The 7,476-nt window shown below is 71.8% G+C and carries 5 protein-coding genes and 1 pseudogene; 5 read left to right on the top strand and 1 reads right to left on the bottom strand.

Features of this window, described 5'->3' with window-relative positions:
- On the top strand, nt 1-894 hold an 894-nt coding region (locus tag STRAU_RS29175; RefSeq protein ID WP_037662671.1), incomplete at its 5' end, for a S1 family peptidase.
- A 36-nt stretch (nt 895-930) separates the two neighbouring features.
- Here STRAU_RS29175 and STRAU_RS29170 read toward each other — a convergent pair.
- Nucleotides 931-1,578, bottom strand: a complete 648-nt coding sequence (locus STRAU_RS29170) for a type 1 glutamine amidotransferase (RefSeq protein WP_203227478.1) — start codon at nt 1,576-1,578, stop codon at nt 931-933.
- Between the two features lie 438 nt (nt 1,579-2,016).
- Here STRAU_RS29170 and STRAU_RS29165 point away from each other — a divergent pair, with 438 nt between their 5' ends.
- The 4 genes and pseudogenes from STRAU_RS29165 to STRAU_RS29150 all read left to right on the top strand — a co-directional run.
- A complete protein-coding gene (locus tag STRAU_RS29165) occupies nt 2,017-2,967 on the top strand; it encodes a tetratricopeptide repeat protein (protein ID WP_016644012.1) in 951 nt (316 codons plus the stop codon).
- A gap of 13 nt (nt 2,968-2,980) precedes the next feature.
- Nucleotides 2,981-5,182, top strand: coding sequence for a S8 family serine peptidase (locus STRAU_RS39280; RefSeq protein WP_016644011.1), 2,202 nt, complete (start codon nt 2,981-2,983; stop codon nt 5,180-5,182).
- Nucleotides 5,161-6,297 carry a M48 family metalloprotease gene (locus STRAU_RS29155; RefSeq protein ID WP_158692150.1) on the top strand — a complete coding sequence of 379 codons (1,137 nt, stop codon included), beginning with the start codon at nt 5,161-5,163 and terminating at the stop codon, nt 6,295-6,297. Before STRAU_RS39280 ends, STRAU_RS29155 begins: the two co-directional genes overlap by 22 nt.
- Before the next feature lie 374 nt (nt 6,298-6,671).
- Nucleotides 6,672-7,476 (top strand): annotated as a pseudogene (locus STRAU_RS29150) (pentapeptide repeat-containing protein); the annotation flags it as partial.

Raw genomic sequence — 7,476 nt, 5'->3', positions numbered from 1 at the left:
GGCGCCTGGTTCGACGCCGAGCGCGGCCGGCTCACCGTCGCCGTCACGCGGCGGCAGGCCGCCGCGGACGTGCGCGAGACCGGCGCCGACGTCCGGCTCGTCCGGCACAGTGCCGCCGCGCTGGACGCGGCCAAGGCGCGCCTCGACAAGCTCGACGCGCCCGCCGACGTGGCCAGTTGGCACGTCGACCCGAAGGCCAACCGCGTCGTGGTCGACGTGGTCGCCGGACACCTCGACGACAACGATGTCAGCAGCTTCCTGCGGAGCGCGCGGGCCACCGCGCCCGTGCGGGTCGCGACGGTTCCCGAGGGCCCGCGCACGTTCGCCGCCGGGACCGTGGGCGGCGACCCCTACTACACCGGCAACGTCCGGTGTTCCATCGGCTTCTCGGTGCACGGCGGCTTCGTCACGGCCGGACACTGCGGGCGCGCGGGCGCCTCGGTGCGCGGCTGGGACGGCTCCGCCATGGGCACGTTCCAGGGCTCCTCGTTCCCCGGCGACGACTACGCGTACGTGTCCATCGGGCACGGCTGGTGGACCGTGCCGGTCGTGCTCGGCTGGGGCACCATCCCCGACCAGTTGGTGCGCGGCTCGGCCGAGGCGCCGGTCGGCGCGTCGATCTGCCGTTCCGGGTCCACCACGAAATGGCACTGCGGCCGCCTCCTCGCCAAGAACGAGACGGTCAACTACTCGGACGGCACCGTCGTGCACCAGCTGACCAAGACCAGCGTGTGCGCCCAAGGCGGCGACTCGGGCGGCTCGTTCATCAGCGGCGACCAGGCCCAGGGCGTCACATCCGGCGGCTGGGGCAACTGCAGCAGCGGCGGCGAGACGTGGTACCAGCCGGTGAACGAGATCCTCGGGCGATACGGGCTGAGGTTGCACACCGCCTGACGCGGGCCGGGATCCAGCTCGTGCCTGATGGCTCCGTCAACCCCGGGCGATCCCGGCGAAGCGGTGCGTGAACGCCTGCCAGGCGGTTGCCGCGGCCGGCTCGTCGGCTTTCGCCCGGGCATACAGCAGGTCCGGGTCGAGGCCCTGCATACGCAGCCCTTCCCGGTCCCAGCTGCGGACCCGGGCGGCTGCCACCTCCGGATGGAACTGCACACCCCAGGCGGCCTTTCCCACACGGAAACCCTGGTACGGACACCGGTCGCTCTCCGCCAGCCACAGCGCCCCGGGCGGGAGCTCGGTAATGGCGTCCACGTGGCGTTCGATGGCCGGGGTCACCGTCGGCAGCGAGCCGAAGAGCGGATCGTCGCGCGCGTCGGCGCGCCGCCGGATCGGCACACTCCCGAATTCCGGTGTGCCGTACCGGCTCATCACGGTGCCGCCCGCCACATGGGCGAGCAGCTGCGCGCCGAGACAGATCCCCAGCATCGGGGTGCCCTGCCGGAGAGCCTGACCGATGAGGTGGCGGACGGCGGGCAGCCAGGGCGCCCGCTCGTCGTCCCAGGGAAGGAAGCCGCCGCCGAGGACGAGCAGTGCCCGGTCTCCCAACGCGTCGGGCAGCGGTTCGCCGAGGTGGGCACGGACCACTTCCAGGCGCAGGTCGGCTTCCCGCAGCCAGCCGCCCATGAGGTCGGGGCCGCCGGACGGTGTGTGCTGGACCACGAGCAGGTCCGGCGCCGGGTTCTGTTCCGTCCGGTCCGGGCTCGGGTTGAGAAGCACCGATAGCCCCCTGCGGTGGTGCGTGATTCGTGATCTCAGTGGTTCGGAACCTCACGCTATACGCAGAGCGCCGACGGCCCGGGGATTGCGACGGCGGGGCGTGGGAGGGCGTTCGAACACCGGTGCCGGGTTGCGCCGTTGACAGAGGCCGGGAACGATCAAGGCTGCCGTCGCTACTATGGCCGACGCCGATGAATTGGCAGTCGAGCAGGCCGAGTTGGGGCCCCAAGGGATCGTCGGGCCGCAAGGCGGATCGCCCTCGCTTCGATATGTCCAGGGGCCCAGGGCTTCGTGCGGGGGAGGCCGATGAACGTCTTTGTCATCTCACACCGTTGCGGTCATTGCGTGAACCGTCAGCTGGTCATGGGCAACGACGAGTACGAAGCATGCTGGAGAAGTTGCGTCGGCGCCCGCTGCCCGGTGTGCGGCGCACAGACGCGGGAGGAGGACCTCCAGATCATCCTCCTCGACGAGGACTACCAGGCGTTCAAGGACGGCTCCTTCCCCTGGGGAGAGGCCAACCGGCTGCCTTCGAGCTTCGCGGGGTTCGCCGACACCGCATCGCTGCCGCCGCCCGGAAGCGGCACGTTCGCCCAGGCATTGCGCGGCCGCATGTACGGCCAGGCCGAGAAGGAGCGCAAGGAGGAGTACGAGGCGCTCAGCAGGGCGTTCACGGAGATCTCGGGTTTCCAGTTCGGGTACGCGGCCTATGAGCAGGGCGACTTGGACCGAGCCGCGCTGTGGCTGGAACGCGCGGCGCAGTCGCTCGAGGACCCGACCCACGCTGCCGGCGCCTCCTTGTACCTCGGGCTCACCCGGGTGAAGCAGGGCGAACCCACGAAGGCGAAGGCGGCGTTCCGCGACGCCGTCGACCGCACCGCGGCGGACCCGGTGATCCGGTCCGGGGCGGCGGATCAGCTCGGCAGCGTCCTCAAGGAACTCGGTGACATCACCGGCGCGCGCAGGGCCTACCGGACGGCGGTGGACCTCGGCGTCCCGACCTTCGCCGCCAAGGCAGCGGTCAATCTCGGCACGCTGGAGGACGAGGCGGGCCACCACGGGAAGGCCAGGTCGCTGTGGGAGTTCGCCTACGCGGCGGCCGAGGGCGAGGAGGGCAAGGCATTCGCCGCGTACAACCTCGGCTGGTACTGGGAGCAGGCCGGCGACCCGGCGAAGGCCCGCCACTTCTACAAGATCGCAGCGAAGTCGGCGGTCCCGGAAGCGGCCACGCGCGCCCGGGGGCGGCTGGGCACCCTCCCGGCCTCCCCCCGACGGTTCTTCCGCAGGAACCGGTAGGAGGTGGCCGCGGATGAGTGTCATCTCCGTGGTGGGACATCTCGCCGGCGGTGGCGACCGTGACGCCGTGTTCGCCCTCCTGGACAACGCGACCGTGCGTGAGGACATCGTCTCCGGCGACACGCCCGAGGAGAACCTGCCCGCGCTGCAACGGTTCGGCCTGGTCCTCCACACGGTGACCGCGGGCAGCGCCGAAGAGTCCCTGTCACTCGCCCTTCCGGCCCGGCACGCCTTACTCGGCGCCTTCGACCTGCCCGACCTGGACGCCCTGCCACCCCAGGCCGAACTGCCCGGCTACGGCGAGACCGTCATCCTGCGCACCACCGCGGTGCCACCGCCCGACTGGCGCGACCGACTCGACGCCACTGTCCTGGAACGGGTCGCGGACCACACCTACGTGGTCCGGTTGCCCGGCGGGCGAGCCGCCGAGGTCGCGGCGCTGGACTTCGTACGGGATCTGCGGCCGTACCGGGTCAGTGACACGGCGGACCCCGGCAACGTGGTGTCATCGGGCGGACCGCCTCCCGGCGCGCTGCCGGTGCGCTACGAGGTGCTGGCCCACCGCTCGCGCGACCTGCCCGAGATCCGGGCCTGGCTGTCTCGGAAGGGCTGGCCCGAGGACGGCGCCGGACGGCGCAAGGTCCGCTTCCGGTGCCGGTTCGGCGAGCCCGGCCTCGTGGAGCTCGCCCGGCGCCAGGACGTGGCGGCGGTCGACCTGTACGTGCCGCCGACGCTGCTCAACGACCATGCCCAGCACATAGTCGGGCTGCGTGCCGCTCCGGGCCTGGGCGGGCTTACGGGACACGGCCAGATCGTCGGGGTCGCCGACTCCGGCGTGGACAGCCGACACCCGGACCTGAAGAGCCGCCTGATCGAGGTGGTGGCCCGGGGCCGCCGGGGCGACGGGAGCGATCCCCACGGTCACGGCACTCATGTGGCGGGGACACTCGCCGGCGACGGTTCCGCCTCGGGTGGCACGTTCCGCGGCGCGGCGCCCGGTGCCTCCGTGTTCTTCCAGTCCGTCATGGACGGCGCGGGCCGGCTCACCGGCCTGCCAGTCGATCTCAACGACCTGCTCGCCGAGGCATACGAGGCGGGCGCCCGCATCCACAACAACAGCTGGGGCGCCGCCGCCGACTCCGTCTACCGCATGAGCTCGCTGGAGATCGACGAATTCGTCACCGAGCACCCGGACATGCTCGTCGTCGTCGCCGCAGGCAACGACGGCCGGGCAGCCGGGCCCCAGCATGTCCCGCGCGGCTTCGTCGACCTGTTCTCGGTGAACGCCCCGGCCACCGCCAAGAACGCACTGACCGTCGGCGCGAGCCGCAGCACCCGCCGCGTCCCGGACCTGACCTGGCGCGAGTGGTCGCCGGCGGCCTTCCCGGACGCGCCGATCGGCGACGAACGGCTCGGCGGGGACCCGGAGGCACTGGCGGCGTTCAGCAGTCGGGGACCGTGCCAGGAACACGACCGGATCAAGCCCGACCTGGTGGCGCCGGGCACGTGCATCGTCTCCGCCCGCTCCGCACTCGCCCCGGACTCGCCCTTCTGGCACGGCTGGGACGACCACTACGCGGTCATGGGCGGCACCAGCATGGCCGCCCCGCTCGTCGCCGGATCGGCCGCGCTGGTGAGGGAATGGTTCACCACGAACGCCCACACCCCAAGTGCCGCCCTGCTCAAGGCGACACTCGTCAACGGCACGCGCTGGCTCGGCGGCCCCGACGCGCGCGCCGGCCATCCGCACCCGCCCAACGGCCATCAGGGCTTCGGCATGCTGGACCTCACCGCCGCGCTGCCCGACCTGTACGTGGACACCTGGGCCGACGGCTCCCCTTGCCCGCCCCTGGACCACCTCGGCCAGACGGCCCGGCTGCCGCTGCGCCGCACCGCTGCGGGGCCGCTGCGCGTCTGTCTGACCTGGACCGACCCTCCCGGCCGGGGCATCCAGCACGCGCTGAGCCTGGTCGTCGTACACCGGCCGAGCGGTCGGCGCTGGCTCGGCAACGAACGACGCCGGACCACCTACACGACCGCCGACACGGCCAACAACGTGCAGGTCGTCCGCGTCGACGCGGCGGAGCCCGGCGACTACGCCATCGAGGTCACCGCCATCTCGGAACTCATCTTCGGACCACAGGACTTCGCGCTGACGGTGCGCGGCGCACCGGCGGAAGGGCAGGACGACGTATGGCAACAGAGGCAGGGATGAACCGGGCACGCGCGGCGCTGATCGAGGAGTACCGTCAACTCCTGCGCGCCCAGGGCATCGACCACCTCACCCAGCCGCGTGTCGTCTCATCCGAGGAACGCGCCCTGCTCTGGGACCGGATCCGGCGGCAGGGGGAACAGGCGGCGGCCGACTACGGCGACAAGAACCTGCTGGCCGAGCACGAGCACCTGCACGGGCCGCTCGAAGAGGTCGAGGACGAGCTGCCGGAGCGCTACGCCGGCACGGCGGAGCGCATCGAGCGGGCCGTCCACGCGCTGGGGTTCGAGCTCCCGGGGCCGGTGTACGTCGGCGAGTACCCCCACCAGTCGTTCAACGCGCAGGCATGCTCGGTGCGCAGCGGAACGCTGCTCCTCATCAACTCCGGGCTGGACTATCTGCTGGTCGAGGTCGCGCTGGCGCTCGGCACGCGCATCCTGATCGCCGAGCGCGACGAGAACGGCAGCATCCGGCCGCAGCGGGCCACCCGGGCCATGCGGCGGCGCAGAGACCACGCGGACGAGAACCTGGCGAACTCGCTGGCCACCTACGTCCTGCACACGGACCCCATGAGCGGCGGCAAGCAGCAGGTGGACACCACCGCGCGGGGAGTGATGAGTTATCTGGCCGCGGGCGCGGCCACGGACTTCGCGGTCGCCCACGAGTACGGGCACTTCCTGGCCGGTCATCTGAACGGCTCCGGCCGACGCCGGACCGGAACCGACTGGCTCCGCAAAAGCCATGCGCAGGAGTTCGAAGCGGACGAGATCGGGATGCTGCTCTCCCTGAAGGCCCAGGAGTACGACGGTCAGTTGAGCGCTCTGTCGTTCGGGAAGCACATCACGGTGCAGGGGGCCTTCCTGTTCTTCGCCGTCGACCACCTGCTCAACCGTGTCCGGGACGAGGTGGTGGAGATCGGCAAGGAGAAGATCGTCTCCGATCACCCGCCGTCGGATGCCCGGGCCGCCGCCCTGCGCCGGACGCTGACGGAGCTGGAGGGCTCGCACGTCTTCCAACTGGCCGACGCGTACGTCGCGTCCTTGTCGGCGCAGGAGGACAAGACCCTCGACAGTCTGCGCCGCCTGATGCGCGACGCCCGCCCCGACGGCGGACACTGACGCGATTGCCCCGACCCCTGCCCGTCACGCACGGGCTGCGGCTGTTGCCGGATGGCTGGACCATCTGGCGTGAGGGGTCGCCAATCCCGGGCCGAAGATCGCGGTGGTGCGGGAGAGCGGTCCGACGGCGCTGCTGGATGCCGACGCAGGGCATATCCGCTCGCCTGGTGGCTCACCCGCAACGAAGGGATCGCTGTCGGCTGCTTGGGACGTCCTGGCCGTGCAAATGCCCCCGACGCTCGATGTCGGCGGCGACTGGTGCTGGCGCACTGGCGCAGCGTATGCCAGGCCCCCGGAGGCTTCGCCGCCCTTGGCGCAGACGGGATGTGGCGGAGACCTGCGGCCGGCGGATGTCCTGGGTGATCCTGCGGGGTGTGCCCCCTCATCTGATACGTCGCCGAGAGCGGCGGCAGGGCCTGCGCCTGTGGCCGGTCGGCCTGGTGCTGGCCGCAACCTTCGCCCTCGCGGTCATGGTTGCCGCCGGAGTGTTCCTTGCCGGGTGGGATCTGCTCGGCGCCCGGGAGCTGAAACCGGAGCGGCGGCTCAGCTCCAAGACCCTCTTCGACCTGGTGAAGCTCTCCTTCGGGGTGGTGGCCGGGGCCGGGGCGCTGGTCGCCCTGGTGGTGGCCTACCGCCGCCAGCGGGTGGATGAGGACGGTGCGCTGCGGGAAGCCACCCGGCTGCACACCGAGCGCTTCACCACCGCCGTCTCCCAGCTGGGCAGCGAGTCCGCCGCGGTGCGCCTGGGCGGGGTGCACGCGCTGGCCGGACTCGCCGACGACGCGCCCACCGACCTGCTGCGACAGACCTGTATCGACGTGCTGTGCGCGTATCTGCGGCTGCCCTACACCGCCGAGACCGACCTGCCGCCGGACGACCTGGCCGCCCGGCACGCCTACCTGGCACTGCGCGAGGTGCGGCACACCATCATCCGCCTCATCCGCGACCGCACCGCGGTCGGCCCCGAGGAGACGCACGTCTCCTGGCAGGGCTACGACTTCGACTTCACCGGTGTCGTCTTCGACGGCGGCGACTTCTCCGGAGCGCTCTTCGGCCCCGGGAGCACGGTCTCCTTCCGTTCCGCGCAGTTCTCCGGCGGCGCGGTCGACTTCGGCCACGCGGAGTTCTCCGGCGGCGCGGTCGACTTCGGCGGCGCGCGGTTCTCCGGCGGCACGGTCC

Source organism: Streptomyces aurantiacus JA 4570, assembly GCF_000414115.1.
GTDB classification, from domain to species: Bacteria; Actinomycetota; Actinomycetes; order Streptomycetales; family Streptomycetaceae; genus Streptomyces; species Streptomyces aurantiacus_A.
This window is presented reverse-complemented; position numbering and strand designations above follow the sequence as displayed.